Here is a 17,912-nt window from a genome sequence, read left to right on the forward strand (position 1 = left end):
TAGCATTGTAGATCTTTATTTCTTATGTCTTCATTTATTCATGCTGAGACTTGTAGTAGTAGCTTAACGCTTGCAAGTGTTCATGCCAAGCATTCTGTACAAAGAGCAAAAACGAAATAATCCTGTTAGCAAAGGTATTAACCCAAGCACACCCCATAAGCTTTGATAATACACTCCCAGCCCAATAATGATCAACCCAGCTATAATACGTAACGTTCTCTCAGTACTTCCGACATTTGCCTTCATTTCTGACTCTTTAAGCTTTATCACTTAGTATTTTAAAAACAAGTTAGCCAGTAGCTTTATCCCAATGCGTTAATCGGTACCTTTAGATAGCGAATACCATTGTCTTCTGGCGACGGTAAATGACCAGCATCAATATTGATTTGTACCGCTGGAATGATCAGACGCGGCATCTCAAGAGTGGCATCACGGCGCTCGCGCATTTGCACAAATTCTGCCTCATTAATACCCTCTTTTACATGGATATTACCCATTTTTTGCGCTGCAACTGTAGTAGTTGGACAATGCTTGCGACCCTTACTTGGATAGTCGTGACATAGATACATGATGGTATCCTCAGGAAGTGCCAACAGTTTTTGGATAGACTGATACAGTGCTTTAGCATCACCACCTGGAAAGTCACAGCGCGCTGTACCTACATCAGGGGCAAACAAAGTATCACCGACAAACACCACGGTATTTTCTTTATCAGCAGCGATATAGGCCATGTCAGCACGCGTATGACCTGGCACATACATCGCCGTAATAGTAATGCTCCCAATCTCTAATATCTCACCATCATCTATCAAGATATCAAACTGACTGGCATCGGTACGAAAACGGGTATCAAAGTTAAAGATTTGTTTAAAGGTTTTTTGTACTTCAGTGATATGCTGACCTATCACTAACTGACCGCCAAGCATTTCTTTGACATGAATGGCCGCTGATATATGATCGGCGTGGGCGTGCGTTTCGATAACATAGACCAGCTCCCAGCCTTGCTCGCGGACAAACGCAATGACTTCATCGATGCTGCTGGTGGCAGTGTGGCCAGATTTGGCATCAAAGTCTAATACCGGGTCAATGATGGCACATAACTTTTGCTCAACATCAGCGAGTACGTGTGTGTACGTTTCAGTATCGTTATGTAAGAAAGAATGAACTTGCATGCCAACCTCGCTATAAGAATGTTTGAAACTTTAAATAACACTTAAGTATGATATTGAATCGTATATAATATTTGACATACCGACTACTTATCTATGTCTAACAATATAACAATGATCATACAATTTATCAATTTATATAATGTAAATAATGATAACTTGATATAATTGGTGATATCATTGATAATGAACCATATATTGTTAGATAATAATCCAAAACATATTGCTATCTTATTTAAGGAGCTCATTCTGACTACTTCTATTTCAGCACTGGGTACATCTACTCACAGTATAGATGACGATGCATCGTCTAATTCAGCAGACTTTGCCCCTATCGATCTTGCCAAACAAATGCAGCAAGCATCCATGCAAGCCAGCCAACTACTAAAATCGCTCTCACATCCTGATCGCCTGCTATTATTGTGTCAGCTAACTCAAGGTGAATACTGCGTCGGCGAGCTTGAAAGCTTGGTCGGTGTCGGGCAGCCAAGTCTGTCACAACAGCTAGGGATATTGCGTAAAGATGATCTGGTCGCTACTCGCCGTGAGGGCAAGCAAATCTACTACAGTATCGCAAGCGATGATGCTTTAGCGGTACTAGAGTTACTGTATCAACGTTTTTGTGCCAAGGCAGAGCAATAATATAGTGCTGCATTCAAACACTTGAACTTAGTATAAAAATGCTATCCATTGTGATAACGATTTTTGATGTGATGACGTACTGACATGCCTACTATCGCTGCTCGCTTGATTCCTACATGGCTGCGTCAATACCAGCTTACGACCTTACCAACTGATGTCATCGCTGGATTGGTCGTAGGGGTACTCGTCATTCCGCAGAGCCTTGGCTATGCTGTACTGGCAGGGTTACCGCCCGTTTATGGTCTATATGCAGCGATTGTACCCGTCATCGTCTATGCCTGGCTTGGTTCTAGTAATGTACAAGCGGTCGGTCCCGTCGCCATCACTGCGATCATGACGGCCAGTAGCCTACTACCTTATGCCGATAAGGGTGCTGAGCAGTATGCGCTGATGGCAAGCCTTCTTGCATTTATGATAGGAGCGCTGCTATGGATAGCTGGGCGTCTTAAGCTTGGCTGGATCATGCAGTTTATCAGTCGCGGGGTCTCAGCAGGGTTCGTGAGCGGAGCCGCTGTTCTAATTTTTATCAGCCAGCTTAAATATTTAACCGATATCCCCGTCTCTGGTAGCAGCTTAATCAGCTATTTGTCGAGTATGCAGTTGTATGCCCGTCAGCTACATCCGTTGACGCTACTTATTGGTACTGTCGCCTTCGCGCTTTTGGTAACAAATCGCTATGCGAGCAGATGGGTATGGCGCACATGGCTATCATCGTCTTATACCAAATGGGCGGAGCGCTTGTTCCCACTTATCTTACTTGGTATCGCAATTTTGCTGAGTATGGCATTGCACTGGAATGCGCTAGGAGTGGCAACCATCGGTAGTATTCCGCAAGGATTGCCAAGCTTTACGGTACCTCATGTGCCAGATGTTCAAGAAGCGCTTAGACTGCTACCAACAGCAGGACTGATGGCGCTTATTATATTTGTGTCCAGCAGCTCAGTTGCTAGCACTTATGCCCGGCTACGCGGTGAAAACTTCGATGCCAACCGCGAGCTGACTGGACTTGGACTTGCCAATCTATCTGGCGGACTGTTTCAAAGTTTTGCGGTCGCTGGTGGCTTTTCACGTACTGCTATCAACGTTGATTCAGGCGCTAAAACTCCGGTGGCCAGTCTGGTTACGGTGTTAGTGATGATTGCCGCACTGATCGCTTTTGGTCATGTACTTGCTCCACTACCTTATGCTTTGCTTGGTGCAACTATCATGGCCTCCATTATTGGACTGATTGACATTGACACGTTAAAGTCTGCGTGGCAGCGAGATCGATTGGATGCAGCAAATTTTATCGCCGCGTTTGCAGGCGTGCTAATATTCGGATTGAATATTGGACTGGTTATCGGTTTGATGGTATCGTTCGCCAGCCTTATCTGGCAATCGAGTAAGCCGCATGTTGCCATCGTTGGACAGTTAAACGGTACAGGACACTTTCGCAATATCAACCGTCATAATGTAGTGACCTTTAATAATTTATTACTATTGCGTATTGATGAGAGTCTATTCTTTGGTAATAGTGAGTCAGTACACCTGCGTATTTTAAACGCTTTGCAGCGCTACCCAGACGCGAATGAACTTATCTTAATCATGTCCGCAGTCAATCATATTGACCTGACTGCGCAAGAAATGCTCAGCACACTTAATGATGAGCTAGCGCTGCAAAATAAACGCCTGCATTTTAGCTTTGTAAAAGGGCCAGTCATGGATGTCATTGGTCATACTTCACTGATTACCAAGCTATCAGGGCAGGTGTATCTAAGCACTTTAGATGCCGTCAACGCATTAAAAGAATGCACTAAAAGATAGCGAGCGATGACTGGGTTTTTACGACATAGCATCAATTGCTGGTGTCGTCTGTCACAAAATATCGTTATGATAGAGTACGTATTATGCTATCTTGTTGTATAGACAAATTGGTTGAAATAGACTCTATTAGCTTCCATATCTTTACTGGTTTAATACGCTACAATCTTCTTTGATAACCCTACTTTAACAAACTCAATTGAATACAGTTATGACCAATGATATAACCATTTATAGACAAATTTATCCAAGCCAATGTATCAAAATCGCCGAGCTTGGCTATCGCTCAGTGCTCAATATACGTCCTGATGCTGAGGTTGATACGCAGCCTAATAGCTGTGATTTGGCCACAGCTACCGAGCAAGCAAACCTAACTTATCATCATCTACCTTTTGATGATGAGCGTTTGAGTATGATGACTGTGCAGCAATTTGCTGATTTTTATCGTACCGCACCCAAACCTATATTGATGTTTTGCGGGACTGGGGCACGCGCCAAGCTACTGTACCAAAGTGCGTTGATGCAAGGTTTGTTATAACGTTTATATATATTTAGCTTAAAACAATGGGTCTCAAAAACCGTATCTGTTAAGAAATAACGTATCTGAGAAAGTAACGTCTTAAACAGACACTAACTACATTTAATAAATCATTCTAAAAAAGGAGCTCTTATGAGCCATCAAGTTAGTATTACTGGACAAATCACCCCTGATCAAATCCCTATGATTGCTGAGAATGGCTTTAAGACCATTATTAATAATCGTCCCGATGGCGAAGAGCCAGGCCAGCCAACCAGTGCTGATATTGAAGCGGCTGCTACCGATGCAGGTCTTGCTTATAAAGAAGTATCATTTGCAGGTAGTGATCTCAATCAAAATCACGTCGAAGAATTTGCAGATTTTTTTAATCAAGCCGAGCAGCCAATGCTCATATTCTGCCGTACGGGCAATCGCTCGACAGGTATTTATGAAGCTGCTAAGCGTATGGATTTATTAGACGACTGATCTATCCAATTTAGGATAGATAATGCAATTCAAAACCGATGTAATACTACTGAGATAAATCCTGACAGTCAAAACTTAGCGAAATAACTAAAAGCTCATATAAATATATGGGCTTTTATTGTATCTGTAAGTATGTTTTAGGGTATATTTATAATGTTATTGCCACAAGGATTGTGGGCTATTTAAAGAGTCATTCTGATATGACTGTTAATTTTACAAGGAACGTTTCATGAGTAATACCGCATTGGCGCTACTTCCTCTGGCACTCGCCTATATCATGTTTACCTTAGGAACAGGGCTAAAACCTAGCGACTTTAAAATTATTATTACCTATCCCAAAGCCTTTTTTGTAGGCTTAATGAATCAAGTCGTTTTGGTCCCTTTAATTGCTTTAGCAGTTGTCTTAGTAATGGCACCGCCACCAGAAATTGCCTTTGGTATTATGCTGATTAGTTTTTGCCCAGGCGGCGTGACCAGTAATATGCTTACTTATTATGCTAAAGGTAATGTTGCACTTTCTGTTGCGCTCACTGGTGTGGTCAGTTTGTTATCAGTCGTCACCTTGCCTATCTTGATCACTCTGGCTTTTAATCATTTTATGAAAGGGCAAGCAGGCTCTATTAGTGCTATCAAAATTGGTCTTGTCATGTTTTTATTGACCACCCTACCTGTGACCCTCGGCATGCTCGCTCGCCGTAAATTCACTCGCTTTATGGTGCGTAGGAGCAGCATTCTAAATAGCTTGGCCAGTATCTTTTTTGTGTTGATTGTTTTTGCAGCCATCGCTTCTAACTGGGAACTACTAAAGTCACAGTTAACATCGATGGGACTTGAGCTAGTTCTTATTATTATGGCGTTGTTTGTATTAAGCATTTTAACGTCTAAGGTGTCAAAACTTAGCTGGTTTGACACCAAAACGATTTCGATAGAGACCAGCATTCAAAACAGTACAACTGCGATTACTTTAGCCCCTATTATTATGGGAACAGCGGTTGGTTTACCCGCTATCGCCCTACCTGCCGCCGTATATGGGGTGCTCATGTATGTGATTGCGCTACCGATTATTGCTTTGATTCGAAATAAGAACTGATTATATCTGACAAAAAAACCACCTCAAAAGAGGTGGCTTCTTAAACTAACTTTGTAGCTGAACAGCTTACTGCATGATTAAATATTCAAACGCTGACAGTGCTGCTTTACTACCCTCACCCATTGCAATATTAATCTGCTTAAAGGGTACAGTCGTCACGTCTCCACAAGCAAAGATACCTTTTCGGTCAGTGCGGCAACGCTCATCAATCTCAATCTCACCAAAACGGTTTAAATCGACAAAGCCTTTGATAAATCCAGTATTTGGCACTAAGCCAATCTGTACGAACACCCCTGCTAAGTCACGCTCATAGGTCTCACCTGAGCTGCGATCTTGATACACGATAGAAGTCACTTTGCCATCAGTCGCTTTAATCTCTTGCGTCGCTGCACCAGTGATAAATTCGATATTGTCTTTTTCTTTAGCTTTATTAATCAATACTTGATCCGCTTTTAATTCATCAGCGAACTCGAGTACCGTTACATGCTTCACAATACCTGCAAGATCTAACGCCGCTTCCACACCTGAGTTGCCGCCGCCAATGACTGAAATATCTTTACCTTTGAAAAAAGGACCGTCACAATGCGCACAGTAAGCAACACCTTTACCGACATTTTCTTCTTCACCTGGTACGCCAAGCTTACGCCATTGGGCACCAGTTGCTAGAATAATACTGCGAGTCTCAAACGTCTCACCCGTGTTAAGATGGATGCTATAATTTTCGTCTTTGGTCTCGCCAATCTCTTTAACACTGACATGCTCTTTTGACGTAATATTATATTCATGTAGGTGTTTCACAAAATTGGTCGATAAGTCAGTGCCGTTAGTTAAGGGTACAGAAATCAGGTTTTCGATATCCTGTGTGTCTTTTACCTGTCCACCAATACGGTCAGCGACCATCGTCACTTTAAGACCTTTGCGCGCAGTATAAATCGCTGCCGCTACCCCAGCAGGTCCCGCACCGATAATAGTAACATCCTGCTGCTCTAACTGCTCTTCGTCACCACCCGCTTCTGCTAATAAATCAGGAAACTGCTCTTGTAGCTTTTCGATCAGCTTAGCGGTATCAATCAGACCATTCGCAAATGGCTTACCGTTTAAAAATACAGCTGGTACGCCTTGGATATTGTTCGCCTCAACCTGCTCTTGGAACAGCGCGCCATCGATCATCTCGTTACTGATATCATCATTTAAGAGTGCGAATTGGTTCAACGCCTGCACAACTTCTGGGCAACTGTGGCAAGACAACGATACGTAGGTTTGGAACTGTAATGGTTTATTAAAACGCTTAATGAGCTTTTGAATGCCTTCATCTAGCTTTAATGTATGTCCACCAGCCTGAAGAATTGCTAAGATAAGCGACGTAAATTCGTGACCGCCTGGGATACCGCTAAATACAATGCCTGTATCGGTAGGTGTCTCATCAATATGACTACGAACCGCAAAGCTGATTGGGCTTGGCAAGCTGTCGTCGTTTATTTGTGCATCGAAGTTAATCTTATCGGTGGTACCAGCAATTTTGGTCAAAAAATCAACCAACTCGTCACGTTTTTCATGCTCACCACTACCCAATACAAAGGTAATCGGACGAGTCATGTTTTCACTATAGCTTTTGACAGCATCTAATAAGCTTTGATCTATCATATTTGTTCCTTATCATTATTGGTTATGTAACGGCAATGCGCCTATTGTACGTTTGAATACAAATTTTTTAGTACTAACAATTTTGTTTAATATCTTATAAACAATAGGCTGATACCCTTTAATGTCCCTATTATCATAGGTTTCATGATTTTGAGCAAGCTGGTAAACTCAAACTTTATGTTTTATAAAACAAATCGTAAATACGTTTAATTAATTAAATATAAACTTATGGACGAATAATAACCATGGTATAGCCGTGATTTTTTCGCTACAATCAAATGAAGCGAATAGGAAGAGTTCCTATTTGTCTAGTGGCAGATTCGCTTTTATGCTGGTTTATCGAAAGACATTTCTGCTGATATTAAGCTTTATCACTATTGAATCAAACCTCAACTAGGTTCAATAAAACCTAAGACTTACAATCAGAGCAATGCATCATGACAACCTTTAAGACAAGACACTGATGCTTATTGCAGGGTTGTGTTTTATAACAAGGATGACAATATGAGAAAGACTGATACGTTACAAGACAATAGAGACATTATTGCCGAACTTAAGCAGAAAGATAGCCATTTTGCCAGTATTTTTGATGAACACACAGCGCTTGATCAGCAAATCAATCAGCTTGATAAAGATATGGTTACACATGCAAGTAGAGATGACGAAATCGAAAAAATGAAGCGACGAAAGCTATATTTAAAAGATGAGATTTATAAAATAATTGATAAAAATAAACTACAATCTCAGGCTTAGCGCTTCATATCTTATTAGTGCAAAAATACAAACATTTTTTAATAGTATAAAACCCTTATCAACTTTTACTGATGGGGGTTTTATTTCATAGCACAACTAACGAATCGCTTTGAATATTTATCAATAATTATTAACCGCCTATGATTTCGCCGCCATTGACATGTATCACTTGGCCTGTCACATAGCTTGCATCATCACTTGCTAAGTACAAGTAAGCAGGCGCGACCTCGTTCGGTTGACCCGCCCGTCCCATCGGCGAGCTTTGACCAAATTTTTCGACCTCATTGGGCGTGAATGATGCCACGATAAGCGGTGTCCAGATCGGTCCTGGTGCGACACCATTAACTCGAATACCTTTGTCATTACCCATCAAATTGTTGGAGAGCGCACGGGTAAAGGACAAGATAGCGCCCTTGGTCGCTGCATAATCAATGAGATGATCGCTACCTCGGTAGGCGGTGATAGAGGTAGTATTGATGATACTACTGCCCACCTGCATATGTGGCAGGGCATATTTACTCAGCCAAAAATGCGGATAAAAATTGGTATGAATTGTCTCGTTGAGCTGCTCGGTGCTGATATCCGTTAGCGTTTGCTGCTCGACTTGTCGGCCCGCATTATTGACCAAAATATCGATACGGCCGAACTCAGTGAGCGTTTTGTCTATCAGCTCTTTACAGTTAGCCTCCTTTGACAAGTCAGAGGCAACCAATAGGCAGCGGCGCTCATAAGACTCAATATGCTTTTTAGTCACTTTGGCATCTTCATCTTCACAAAGGTAGCTTACCACCACGTCTGCGCCTTCTTTGGCAAACAAAATAGCTACCGCTTGGCCAATACCGCTATCGGATCCCGTCACAATCGCCACTTTTCCAGCCAGCTTGCCGTTTGGATAGTCGCGCGGCAATACTTCAGGATTTGGGTGTTGTTGTTTTTGCGAACCTGGCAAAGACTGCTCTTGATGAGGAAAATCTTTATTTTCTGATTGATTACTCATGATTTTACTCCTTTATTATCATATTCATTCTTATAGTAGTCGTGATTAAACGAGCTTTTGAATAACCCACCGCTTCTTATCGTTTAAAGCTTGTTATCAGCTTAAAGAATCTAAAATAAGGATTAGGTAAAATCTGGTGTCAGCCTGTAGACGAGATGTAAAAAAAGACCCTATCAACATCTGCTGATAGAGTCTTTGTCTATGTTACTAGCTCTAAACGTACTTAGTAGCCAGTCCTATAGAAGTATCTAAATAATAAATCGACTACTTAGATTTTACCAACCAAATCAAGGCTTGGTTTTAGCGTTGCTTGACCTTGTTCCCAAGCTGCTGGACATACTTCACCGTCGTTGTCACGCACATACTGGGCCGCTTTTACTTTACGAACCATGTCTTTTGCGCTACGGCCAATGCCTAAGTCATGAATTTCAGCAACTTTGATTAGGCCATCTGGATCTACTAAGAAAGTACCACGAAGCGCAGCGTTGTCTTCTTCGATCATGATGTTAAAGCCACGAGTAATTTTACCAGTACCGTCGCCTAGCATTGGATACTGTACTTTACCAATCGCTTCTGAAGAATCATGCCATGCTTTGTGTACGAAATGCGTGTCAGTTGATACTGCGTATACTTCAACGCCGAGGCCCTTTAGCTCTTCATAATGGTTGGCCATGTCTTCTAATTCAGTTGGGCAAACAAAGGTAAAGTCATGTGGGTAGAACATAAAGATCGCCCAGCTGCCTTTTACGTCTTCTGAAGTAATTGTTTTAAACTCACCATTTACAAAAGCTTCTGTTGAGAATTCTGGAATTTCTTGATTGATAATAGCTGCCATGATTGGCTCCTTTTTTGATTGAATGTTCTTAAAATAAATTTTGGTCATATATTTGACTATTTCTGCTAAGCCTTTAACTCTCTTGGCTACCAGACAAACTATACGCGAATTTTATGGTTAATCCAGTTAAAAGTTTTTAATGTGATGTTTTGTTTTATTAAACTTGTTAAACTATTATCTCTAATTTTTATCATCAGTGTTTTATAGGTAAATCACCACCTTGTGTCAAATTATTGTCTCGGTTAAATTACTATAATAAATTGTGTTAACAAGCTCGTTAATAGAGAGGTTTTATGATTACTTTACGTCAACTTGAATTTGCCTTAGCCGTTGCGAAACACCGTCACTTTAAACGCGCAGCTGAAGAGTGTAACATTTCACAATCTGCGCTCAGCCTCGGTATCGCTGAGTTAGAAAAGCAGCTTGATACGCAGATTTTTGAGCGTAATAACAAGCAAGTGCTTATCACCCCGATTGGACAAGATATTTTGACGCGAGCGCAGCGGGTGTTCTCTGAAGTCAGTGATCTGACCACGCGCGCGCATAGCCATCAGACGCCACTTGCTTATCCGATGACGGTCGGGATTATTCCAACGATTGCGCCATACTTACTTCCCAAAGTATTGCCCGCACTGCGACAGCATTATCCTGAGTTTCGTATGACCATCGTTGAGCAACAAACCGAGCGCCTACTCGAACAGGTCCGCTACGGACATATCGATACTGCCATTATTGCCCTACCATATGCCGTCGATGGGCTGCATAGTTTTGAGTTTTGGAGTGAGGACTTTTTTGCTGTATTTCCCAAAGATGATAACCATGCCAAGCTTGAGACCATCAATGCTGATGAGCTCGCGACAGCCAATTTGATGCTACTTGGTGAAGGACATTGCTTGACTGATCAAACATTATCGGTCTGTCACTTTGATCGTGAGCAAATGAAATCGAGCTTTTCCGATGCCAGTTTAAATACCTTGATACAGATGGCACTTGCCAATATGGGGACGACGTTAGTACCAGAAATGGCGTTAGATCAGCTGCATCTAGAAAATCAAAATGCAGTCGCTGTACCGCTAGCAGAGGAAGGGCCCCATCGTCATATCGCCTTTGTAACTCGACTAAACTATGCGCGCGTCGATGATGTTAACTTGCTCGGTAAAGTGTTTAAACAAGCGTTTGAAGAAGCTGCTGACAAAGAGTAATAGGGCGGTATAGTGTATTAGCTCATTAACCGTCATAAAGGTAAAATATGGACGATTTGTCGCAAACAGAAGCTGCGCTTGGTCTTGGTTTTGCAAGGCACTTATCTGCGATTGATAGTGATATCAAGTCGGCGGAGGTTGATGCGCTTTGGCAAGATATCGCTACTCGCTATAATGAAGCAACACGTGCTTATCATACTCTACGCCACCTTCAGCAATTGTTTGCACAGTTTGAACAGGTTAAGCATAAGCTTTATGAGCCACATATCATTGCATTAGCGCTTTATTATCATGATGTGATATACAATCCAACAAGCACTAATAACGAACAAAAAAGTGCAGAACATGCTGTAGAAGCGTTAAGTCACTACCTAAGCGTTGAACAATGCCAGTATATCTCAGCGCTTATCATGATGACCGCTAACCATCAGCTTGATGAGTTGGCAAACCCTAACAAAATCAGTGATGCCGCTTATTTACTAGATATGGATTTGAGTGTTTTGGGTGCGTCTTGGCCTGAGTATGAACAATATACAAAAGCCGTACGCCAAGAATATAGTCACGTTCCGCTGACGGATTATTGTACGGGACGAATGGCTGTATTAAACGGACTCTTGGCGCATCCTAAACTTTATCTGACCAACTATTACTATGAGCGGCTTGAGATGCAAGCACGGGATAATATCAAACGCGAACTTACTTTACTTGCAGCTTAATAAATAATTCACTGCCCTGCCGTGCAGGATGTGAATTATAGCTCGTTTCCATTATTTCAATATCGAAATGCTTCTCGAAACGTTGTTGGTACTCTTCTTTTGTACCGCCAAAAGGTGGTTCTTGACGTCCAAAATCGACGTTAAATAATAAGCCAACTAACTTGCCTTGCGGTTTTAGTAGCGCTGCCATTTGCTGGACATATTCATCACGGCGTGACGAATTTATCGCACAAAAAAACGTCTGCTCAAGTATCCAATCAAACTGATACTGCTCAGCAGACAATTCAAAAAAGTCAGCACAGATTAAATGTTCAGTCGGAAAGTCAGGATAGCGCTCGGCAAAGTCATTAATTGGCGCTGGGGCAAAGTCCACCAACGTGACATTAGTAAAGCCTTGCTCGTGCAGATAGCCAACCTCGTAAGCATTACCTGCCCCTGGCACTAAAATGGCCTGCTGCTTAGCAGATTCAGGCAATTGATCTACATAAGCTTTGAGCGGCGGTGATACCTGCCCCATATCCCATTGTATACTGCCCGTCTTATAACGTTGCTGCCAAAACTCGGCTTGATTGACGTTTTCCATATGATATTTATCCTTGCTTACTTGTTTTAAGTAATACGCTTTGTACCATTATGGGCTATCATATCAGTATTATGCAGGTTAATTGACTCTATTATTAATATACCATCCCTAATCCAACTGCCCTGTCCTACCTGCCAGCATATCATGCCAGTGCCGATAATCTGGCATCGCTGTCGCCACCGTTTGCCAAAAAGCATGGCTATGATTGGCGTGATGTAAGTGACACAGCTCATGAACGATGACGTATTCAGTACACTCAATCGGATAGGCTGGCAAATATATAGACAGCCAAATTCGCCGCGCTCGCGTATTGCAGCTGCCCCAGCGCGTATGCATTTTTTTTAGGCGTATTTCATTGGCATAAGCACCGATCACTGGTTGCCACTTTTCAAACAGCGATGGCATGATAGAAGCGAGATGTTGCCGATAATAGGCGAGTTTTTCATCATGGCTGAGGGTGATAGATTGCTCGGTACCCCAAAGCAAAACAGGGCTGTCAGCGGTTGAAAATTGTGCTGAATGGATTTGTTTACGCTGGTGCTGCTCTAAAACTTGGGCATGATTGGCAAGCGCCCAAGGTATGCGCTTGGCAACAGCTTGCTCAATTTGCGCTGTACTGATAAATACTGGGACAGACACCATCAAAGCATAGGGTTTCAAGCGAAAATTGATATTTTTGACGCGTTTTTTGGTCACGTATAGCTCAATGCCGGCCTGCGCAAGATGTTGTCTAATCGTATGTAAACTGATGCCACATCTCCTTGCTTAGTCATCGTTAGAGTTGCGCCACTGAAAAATAAGGGCTACTAAATAAAAGCTACGAAGATAAGCTTTTCGCAGCACATAAGGACGATTATGCCCATCGACCATTATTATGATTTTTTATTTAGCACTTACCCCAGTTGCAGTGCTTGCAAATGATTGTCAAAAGACATCTGATGCACCTGACTGTCTTTGATAATACGCGGAACTCTTTCAATCTTACGCGTGTCGATTGCGCCTGACGCTAACGTATCTTGTATTTCTAACGTCGTTAACTGCCCTTGTCCATCACTAACGATAAAGCCTGATTTTTCGCTGCCACTCTTTTTAGAAGTTTGCTCTTTAAAGGCTTGACTGGCTAACATAGAAGCTCCAGCACAATCTGGCAAACTGACATCATCAATTAGCTGCCGCGTATCTAAATCGTAAATCGCCGCACAGCCGCCGATGGGCGTGGTGACACACAATAAATCACACTCGCTATCGACAGCGACACTGGCGATATACTGGTGAAAGCGCTGCCACTGATCATGAGGCATGATGAGCGGTTCAAAATTAGCATCACCGCGCCTATGCGTCAGTACCAGTGGTACATTGATATGTTTATCCCCTTGAAACTGAATGCCAATCATCACTGTACCATCGTCATGCATAGCGAGATGACGCACACTCATCTGATTGTGCGCTGGGATAACTTGCTCCAGCAATGCGCCAGTATGACGATTGAGATACACAAGCGAAGGGCGCATGCTATCGAGGTTTAGCTCTTCTCGAGACGCGCGCTCGGTTTTGATACCGCCATTGGCGATCACTAGTGTGTTGCCGTCAGGATGCATAATCAGCTCATGAGGGCCGATACCATAAGCGTCATATTCTGCGATTTTCTTATAGCCATCAGCAGCGTCATAGATACCGATTTTACCATCTAGGCTTACTGTATCATTTTCAGTCACATATAAAAGCTTTCCATCTAAGCTATAGCAAGCATGACCATAAAAATGCCGCTGGCTTACCGCTTTGATAGCGTTCGTGACTTGTCCACTAGCGGTGTCTAGCACCCAAAACCTCTCACTAGGGCGACGACCCATCACCACGACATCACGGCAAGGAGGCTGATTTTTCACGCTATCTTGAGTAACATGCGGCATACCACATAAATCATCAACAGATGGCTGCACAACGATATCGTGCACACGCTCAGGCATGGTGGTCTGCCAGACGATCTGTCTATCAGCATCGATACCGACGACACCAAAGTCGCTGTCAAGCTGCCTGTTAGAGCTATTAGCACCAGTAATATTCTTTGGCATAGATGCCACACCGCTTACCCAGCTTACGGGACGTGCCACCATGGTGGTGGTATGCAAAGCAGTAAAATCAGGAGCATTTGTTGTCTCTTGATAATACTGCTGATACGCTTGCTGCCATGCCTGCCACTGTGCGCGGACACCGGTCACGTAATCTTGCAAGCTTGCATCGGGCTGGTGCCGCTTTCGATAATAATGATGGATGCCGACCAGTGCTGCCGTGCCTGTGATACTAGCGAGCGCTGTCAGCACAGATGACGTTAATAACCTCTGACTGGACTGATCGCTAATATCAAGCGCCAACATGCTAGTCTTCGTTTCATTAATACGTTTATGCATTGCTTAATCACCATCAGTACTATTAAAGCCCACACGAATACCGAGTGTCGGAATCATCTGGCGCTTCATAATACGGGTAATGGTAGTCAGATGATCATATAATTCTTGCTGCACGGCCTTATCAGCTGTAGCAATATCTTCTGGCATTTGTGCCAACAGAGTGGTGGCGTCTACAAGTGCCGTTGATAAATTATCAGCGACTTCGTTTTCGCTATTACTGCCGAGGATAGCGGTTAAGACAGGATCAGTCAGCGCTTCATTTAACGTGGCTAATTTGGTATTGATGATGGCGCGGCTTTGACCCGCTGTCGCGGCTGGTAGATGACCTTTGGCTTTACCCGTCAGTCCCAAAGGCTGATCAACGGCGTTAGATTTCATGGTCTCAACCAACGACAACAAAGAATTAAACCATTGGTTCAAGCCTTGATCGCTATCTACCGTCTTATCAATTGCCAACAGCTCAGTGGCATTCTTTTGCCAGTGGTTTCCGATATCTTGTAAGCGCGTACTCAAGGCATGACTTGCGCTTATCACGTAAGCACACTGGCCAGCATCCAAACTCTCGTTAGCATAAAGTGCCTCTTCCAACCCTGGCACTCCTTGTACAATGGCACTTTCGTTAGCGAGCTGCTCAGCGCTTAGGTTTGGATTGGCAGCGATAAGATCTGCCACACCACTATGTACCAGTCCACGCTCATCAGGATAATAATTGATATATAAGTTGCTCATACTGGCGGTCGCAGGGCCAAAATTGATCATCTCAGCGCGCGCCCACGCTTGGGCTAACATCAGCCATTGATCACGCAGCGCTTGTAGCTCATCACCGCTGACTGCTCCTGACTGACAATGCTTTTGCGCCAGTTTATGCATCAGCTCGCTTTGCTCTACAGCATCAGCATAGGCGGGAATAACGATATCATTTGCCACGTGAGTCAGATAGGTTTTTTCTGTCTCAGCACTAATATCGACAGCGACAATTTTCTCTATACTATTATTTTTATCGTTTACAGAAGACGTAGTAGCGCTATCTTGTACGACTTTTTGGCTATCAGTCTCTGGCGTTTTGTTTTCATCTGCAGGTTTGACACAGCTGATCAGTAGCCCAGCACTCAAAGCAGAGAGCGTCATCGCTAAAGCATGGTTTATTTTCATAAGTTTCTCGGTATTTGTATGAACATGATGGCTGAAAAGTTGATAAAAGCAATCACAGTAATATCAATATATTCAGTCATTAAAATTGTAGCCGTTAACGATCAACGCTGATCCGCGCTTTTATAACGGCTCTTTTTATAACGATTGTAAGAACGCTGTCAATTCAGCGCGTCCTTGCTTATCTAGCTGTAGTACTTTTTGCTTTTGTTTTTCTGCCTCACCGCCATGCCAAAGTACAGCTTCCATCAATGTACGAGCGCGGCCATCGTGTAGAAACGTCGCTTGTGGATCGACCGTTTGCGCAAGGCCAATCCCCCATAAAGCTGGCGTTCGCCATTCATAGGAATTGGCTAAAAACTCTACTTGCGTGTCTTTTGGCGGCAGCTTACCAGCGGCCGTCCGATCGGCAAGCTCGTCGCCCATGTCATGCAGCAGCAAATCAGTATAAGGATAGATCACTTGTCCATGCTGCTCAAGATGGTCATCGTCGGTTTTTGGCAACTGATATCTTGGCGTATGACAGCTTTGGCAACCCATATCATAAAAGCGTTTTTTGCCCGCAAGTACTAGTTTATCGTCGGCATTGCGGCGATGCGGGACGGCAAGATTGCGCGTATAAAATTCGACAAACTTGGCCACTTCATCATTGACTTCCACAGGCGGCTTGCCATTGACCTGCTCATCAGCGCCCGTGGTCGCGTTGACACACGCTGTCTGCGTTGGCATACAGGATTCATGAGGACGAATGTTAGAGGTCAACCCCATATCTTCATTAAAGGCGCTTTGGTTTTGTGTTAAAAGCTTAGTCTGGCCGGCCTTCCAACCAAAGCGTCCCAATGCAGTTTTACCTGTTTGTGGATCCATAACCCAGTTAAACTTACCGCTGATATCGTCACTGTTATTTTCCACTACTTGTTTTTTAATGTCGTCGTCAGGTATTTGCTCCAGCAGCCCAAGCCCTATCATCGGTAGAGCAACGCGCGGCGACACCATTAGTTCGTCATCAAACGCGCCATAACCTGGGCGTGTCAGATCAAAGGTTGGCGCGCGCAGGGTCTCAACGTGACCATCAGCAAAAGTAACGGGCTTGTCGGTCCACTGCACACTAATACGTGCTTCAGCGGGCACGCCCTGAATACCGCGATCTTGCAGTTGGCCGCCATACATTGGATGGACGACTTTTTCGATCAGCGAGTCTTGCAGCTGCTGACGCTCCTCAGCTGTAGTCGCAGGCATCGCTAGACGAATCAGCAAGCTGTCGGCATCGTCCTCACTACTCATCGGCGCATGACCACGGCCGTCTTTGATGTGACAAGACTGGCAGGCAGCGACGTTAAATAACGCGCCCAAACCATCACGGCTATCGGTACTGGCAGGGGCGACGACCCATGGCTGGCGAAAGAACGCATTACCAATAAAAAAGCTACCCTTACGTGAGGCCGATAGATTGGAGGACGGTTTAGAGTAACTCTCGCTACTCGTAATGCTAATACCAGTATCACCGCCTTGCTTGATCTCTTGCGGGTCAAATGTCGCAAGCTGCGTCATTGGCACGCCCGCCAGCGCTTCAATATCTTGAGCACGCTTAGGTGTGACCGCTTGTGCCTCTGCGCTATCCGCTACCTCGTTTTTATTTTCAGATACACTATCAGTCGGTTGACAAGCGCTGATCGCCACTGCGCCTATGAGTGTTAGCGTAAGTTTATAGATAGTACGTTGGAGGATTAAAGCAGGGATGGCAGAGGGTTTGGCAGAAGTGACGCTCATAGAAGTTGCCTTAGTTCACAAGTAGAACCATTAAAATCAGATGCTATACGGTTTTAATCAGTCTGTTGACTGATATACTGGTACACACTGGCCTATCGGCTTATTTTAATGCTCAAAAATACGCTGCCAACCATTGCCAGCAACGTATATA

At 43.6% G+C, this 17,912-nt stretch carries 18 protein-coding genes; 8 read left to right on the top strand and 10 right to left on the bottom strand.

The annotated features are described in order from the left end of the window. Nucleotides 1–63 precede the first annotated feature (63 nt). Both ACS8FC_RS02485 and ACS8FC_RS02490 read right to left on the bottom strand, forming a co-directional pair. A complete protein-coding gene (locus ACS8FC_RS02485) occupies nucleotides 64–246 on the bottom strand; it encodes a YgaP family membrane protein (RefSeq protein WP_439295772.1) in 183 nt (60 codons plus the stop codon). Nucleotides 247–302: 56 nt separating this feature from the next. Then, the gene (locus tag ACS8FC_RS02490) at nucleotides 303–1,172 is read right to left on the bottom strand and encodes an MBL fold metallo-hydrolase (protein WP_439295773.1); all 870 of its coding nucleotides are present in this window, start codon (nucleotides 1,170–1,172) and stop codon (nucleotides 303–305) included. A gap of 183 nt (nucleotides 1,173–1,355) precedes the next feature. Between ACS8FC_RS02490 and ACS8FC_RS02495 the strand changes: the two genes are divergently transcribed. The 5 genes from ACS8FC_RS02495 to ACS8FC_RS02515 all read left to right on the top strand — a co-directional run bounded on the left by ACS8FC_RS02495 (nucleotide 1,356) and on the right by ACS8FC_RS02515 (nucleotide 5,704). Continuing rightward, nucleotides 1,356–1,811 (top strand): ArsR/SmtB family transcription factor, encoded by a 456-nt coding sequence (locus ACS8FC_RS02495; RefSeq protein WP_439261976.1) that lies wholly within the window; start codon nucleotides 1,356–1,358, stop codon nucleotides 1,809–1,811. Between the two features lie 84 nt (nucleotides 1,812–1,895). Continuing rightward, on the top strand, nucleotides 1,896–3,614 hold the full coding sequence (locus tag ACS8FC_RS02500) for a SulP family inorganic anion transporter (protein WP_439295774.1): 1,719 nt from the start codon (nucleotides 1,896–1,898) through the stop codon (nucleotides 3,612–3,614). Nucleotides 3,615–3,822: 208 nt separating this feature from the next. Then, nucleotides 3,823–4,149, top strand: coding sequence for a protein tyrosine phosphatase family protein (locus tag ACS8FC_RS02505; protein ID WP_299217749.1), 327 nt, complete (start codon nucleotides 3,823–3,825; stop codon nucleotides 4,147–4,149). A 132-nt stretch (nucleotides 4,150–4,281) separates the two neighbouring features. Then, entirely contained in the window at nucleotides 4,282–4,614 is a 333-nt protein-coding gene (locus tag ACS8FC_RS02510) for a protein tyrosine phosphatase family protein (RefSeq protein ID WP_439261980.1), read from the top strand. Nucleotides 4,615–4,843: 229 nt separating this feature from the next. Then, the gene (locus ACS8FC_RS02515; protein WP_439295775.1) at nucleotides 4,844–5,704 is read left to right on the top strand and encodes a bile acid:sodium symporter family protein; all 861 of its coding nucleotides are present in this window, start codon (nucleotides 4,844–4,846) and stop codon (nucleotides 5,702–5,704) included. Between the two features lie 66 nt (nucleotides 5,705–5,770). On the opposite strand, the gene ahpF is transcribed toward ACS8FC_RS02515, so the two are convergent. Continuing rightward, nucleotides 5,771–7,348 carry an alkyl hydroperoxide reductase subunit F gene (ahpF, locus tag ACS8FC_RS02520; protein WP_439295776.1) on the bottom strand — a complete coding sequence of 526 codons (1,578 nt, stop codon included), beginning with the start codon at nucleotides 7,346–7,348 and terminating at the stop codon, nucleotides 5,771–5,773. A 504-nt stretch (nucleotides 7,349–7,852) separates the two neighbouring features. Between ahpF and ACS8FC_RS02525 the strand changes: the two genes are divergently transcribed. Continuing rightward, nucleotides 7,853–8,101: a YdcH family protein gene (locus tag ACS8FC_RS02525; protein WP_439261986.1), complete on the top strand. Its 249-nt coding sequence runs from the start codon at nucleotides 7,853–7,855 to the stop codon at nucleotides 8,099–8,101. Nucleotides 8,102–8,231: 130 nt separating this feature from the next. Here the strand turns inward: ACS8FC_RS02525 and ACS8FC_RS02530 are convergent, their stop codons facing one another. Then, complete coding sequence (locus tag ACS8FC_RS02530; protein ID WP_439295777.1) at nucleotides 8,232–9,098, bottom strand: SDR family oxidoreductase; 867 nt, start codon at nucleotides 9,096–9,098, stop codon at nucleotides 8,232–8,234. Nucleotides 9,099–9,366: 268 nt separating this feature from the next. Further along, a complete protein-coding gene (ahpC, locus tag ACS8FC_RS02535; RefSeq protein ID WP_439261989.1) occupies nucleotides 9,367–9,933 on the bottom strand; it encodes an alkyl hydroperoxide reductase subunit C in 567 nt (188 codons plus the stop codon). 293 nt (nucleotides 9,934–10,226) lie between these two features. Here ahpC and ACS8FC_RS02540 point away from each other — a divergent pair, with 293 nt between their 5' ends. Beyond that, nucleotides 10,227–11,135, top strand: coding sequence for a hydrogen peroxide-inducible genes activator (locus ACS8FC_RS02540; RefSeq protein WP_299217766.1), 909 nt, complete (start codon nucleotides 10,227–10,229; stop codon nucleotides 11,133–11,135). 47 nt (nucleotides 11,136–11,182) lie between these two features. Then, nucleotides 11,183–11,851: an HD domain-containing protein gene (locus tag ACS8FC_RS02545; protein WP_439295778.1), complete on the top strand. Its 669-nt coding sequence runs from the start codon at nucleotides 11,183–11,185 to the stop codon at nucleotides 11,849–11,851. Here the strand turns inward: ACS8FC_RS02545 and ACS8FC_RS02550 are convergent. The 5 genes from ACS8FC_RS02550 to ACS8FC_RS02570 all read right to left on the bottom strand — a co-directional run bounded on the left by ACS8FC_RS02550 (nucleotide 11,832) and on the right by ACS8FC_RS02570 (nucleotide 17,761). Further along, a complete protein-coding gene (locus tag ACS8FC_RS02550) occupies nucleotides 11,832–12,434 on the bottom strand; it encodes a methyltransferase domain-containing protein (protein ID WP_439295779.1) in 603 nt (200 codons plus the stop codon). The two genes, ACS8FC_RS02545 and ACS8FC_RS02550, sit on opposite strands and share 20 nt — an antisense overlap. Before the next feature lie 108 nt (nucleotides 12,435–12,542). Beyond that, the gene (locus ACS8FC_RS02555; protein WP_439261995.1) at nucleotides 12,543–13,130 is read right to left on the bottom strand and encodes a M48 family metallopeptidase; all 588 of its coding nucleotides are present in this window, start codon (nucleotides 13,128–13,130) and stop codon (nucleotides 12,543–12,545) included. 197 nt (nucleotides 13,131–13,327) lie between these two features. After that, nucleotides 13,328–14,842 carry a DUF1513 domain-containing protein gene (locus ACS8FC_RS02560; protein WP_439295780.1) on the bottom strand — a complete coding sequence of 505 codons (1,515 nt, stop codon included), beginning with the start codon at nucleotides 14,840–14,842 and terminating at the stop codon, nucleotides 13,328–13,330. Between the two features lie 3 nt (nucleotides 14,843–14,845). Then, complete coding sequence (locus ACS8FC_RS02565; RefSeq protein ID WP_439295781.1) at nucleotides 14,846–15,994, bottom strand: imelysin family protein; 1,149 nt, start codon at nucleotides 15,992–15,994, stop codon at nucleotides 14,846–14,848. 135 nt (nucleotides 15,995–16,129) lie between these two features. After that, the gene (locus ACS8FC_RS02570; RefSeq protein ID WP_439262001.1) at nucleotides 16,130–17,761 is read right to left on the bottom strand and encodes a di-heme oxidoreductase family protein; all 1,632 of its coding nucleotides are present in this window, start codon (nucleotides 17,759–17,761) and stop codon (nucleotides 16,130–16,132) included. Nucleotides 17,762–17,912 lie beyond the last annotated feature (151 nt).

This window comes from Psychrobacter sp. 1Y4 (assembly GCF_051847555.1).

Coding starts and splice junctions, on each gene's coding strand:
- ACS8FC_RS02560 (WP_439295780.1), bottom strand. CDS start 14,842: ATGCATAAACGTATTAATGAAACGAAGACTAGCATGTTGGCGCTTGAT.
- ahpF (WP_439295776.1), bottom strand. CDS start 7,348: ATGATAGATCAAAGCTTATTAGATGCTGTCAAAAGCTATAGTGAAAAC.
- ACS8FC_RS02540 (WP_299217766.1), top strand. CDS start 10,227: ATGATTACTTTACGTCAACTTGAATTTGCCTTAGCCGTTGCGAAACAC.
- ACS8FC_RS02495 (WP_439261976.1), top strand. CDS start 1,356: ATGAACCATATATTGTTAGATAATAATCCAAAACATATTGCTATCTTA.
- ACS8FC_RS02505 (WP_299217749.1), top strand. CDS start 3,823: ATGACCAATGATATAACCATTTATAGACAAATTTATCCAAGCCAATGT.
- ACS8FC_RS02510 (WP_439261980.1), top strand. CDS start 4,282: ATGAGCCATCAAGTTAGTATTACTGGACAAATCACCCCTGATCAAATC.
- ACS8FC_RS02485 (WP_439295772.1), bottom strand. CDS start 246: ATGAAGGCAAATGTCGGAAGTACTGAGAGAACGTTACGTATTATAGCT.
- ACS8FC_RS02530 (WP_439295777.1), bottom strand. CDS start 9,098: ATGAGTAATCAATCAGAAAATAAAGATTTTCCTCATCAAGAGCAGTCT.
- ACS8FC_RS02570 (WP_439262001.1), bottom strand. CDS start 17,761: ATGAGCGTCACTTCTGCCAAACCCTCTGCCATCCCTGCTTTAATCCTC.
- ACS8FC_RS02525 (WP_439261986.1), top strand. CDS start 7,853: ATGAGAAAGACTGATACGTTACAAGACAATAGAGACATTATTGCCGAA.
- ACS8FC_RS02550 (WP_439295779.1), bottom strand. CDS start 12,434: ATGGAAAACGTCAATCAAGCCGAGTTTTGGCAGCAACGTTATAAGACG.
- ACS8FC_RS02515 (WP_439295775.1), top strand. CDS start 4,844: ATGAGTAATACCGCATTGGCGCTACTTCCTCTGGCACTCGCCTATATC.
- ACS8FC_RS02500 (WP_439295774.1), top strand. CDS start 1,896: ATGCCTACTATCGCTGCTCGCTTGATTCCTACATGGCTGCGTCAATAC.
- ACS8FC_RS02545 (WP_439295778.1), top strand. CDS start 11,183: ATGGACGATTTGTCGCAAACAGAAGCTGCGCTTGGTCTTGGTTTTGCA.
- ACS8FC_RS02490 (WP_439295773.1), bottom strand. CDS start 1,172: ATGCAAGTTCATTCTTTCTTACATAACGATACTGAAACGTACACACAC.
- ahpC (WP_439261989.1), bottom strand. CDS start 9,933: ATGGCAGCTATTATCAATCAAGAAATTCCAGAATTCTCAACAGAAGCT.
- ACS8FC_RS02565 (WP_439295781.1), bottom strand. CDS start 15,994: ATGAAAATAAACCATGCTTTAGCGATGACGCTCTCTGCTTTGAGTGCT.